Source organism: Ruegeria sp. AL1 (assembly GCF_056540905.1).
Genome location: NZ_JBQFXP010000041.1, coordinates 1 through 807 on the forward strand (window position 1 = coordinate 1; position 807 = coordinate 807).

Genomic DNA, 807 nt, shown 5'->3' on the forward strand with positions numbered 1-807 from the left:
AAATTTCTTTGAGAGTTGTATAGACGAAACTGGATAGGCGGTTATCCCGCCAGCTGGATAAACTGCTTAAACGGGCGGAGTCCGGGCGTGAATTGACCTTTGCGGATCATGTTGACCAGTTCTATGCCTGCCAAGACAGATGCGGCTGAAGCGAAAGACTTGAAGCCCAGCATGGGTTTAATCCTTCGTTTGATGAAGCGGTGATCCTGTTCAATGATGTTATTGAGGTATTTCCGCCTGACCAGCTCAATCGGGATTGGACAACCAAAGCTCTTGAGCATCTTATTGATTGCCTTGATACCGGCCGTGTTGGCACCACTTTTGTCGATGACGATCTTGCGCGGTAGACCGTTTACCTCAAGCGCGCGGGCAAAAAACCTCGTCGCAGCGGCTTTGTTCCAGCGCTCGGACAGCATGAAATCAAGGGTCTTGCCGTGTTTATCGATTGCTCGATAAAGATAAACCCACTTGCCCTTCACTTTCACATATGTTTCATCCATTCGCCACGAACGGTCGGCGGGACGCTTTCTATACCTAGCTGCGTCCGCAATGAGACCAGCATATCGACTGACCCAGCGGTTCAGTGTTGCATGATCCAGATTAACTCCGCGTTCCGCCATGATTTCTTCCAGATCCCGGTAAGAAACACCGTAGCGCAGGTAGAAGAAAACCGCGTGCAAAATCACGTCTTTCGGGAAGTGCGCACCCTTAAATGAGATCGTCACGGTTAGCTCCTGTCATATTCCAGCCCGCGTTAACAGAACTGCGTTCGATCTGACAGGTGGGGACGGAGTTTGCGACAGAACC

Annotated in this window: 1 protein-coding gene; it reads right to left on the bottom strand. The window is 50.7% G+C overall.

Features of this window, described 5'->3' with window-relative positions; translation table 11 throughout:
* Window positions 1-41 precede the first annotated feature (41 nt).
* Window positions 42-725: an IS6 family transposase gene (locus ACRZ9X_RS22425; RefSeq protein WP_480522310.1), complete on the bottom strand. Its 684-nt coding sequence runs from the start codon at window positions 723-725 to the stop codon at window positions 42-44.
* Window positions 726-807: the final 82 nt, after the last annotated feature.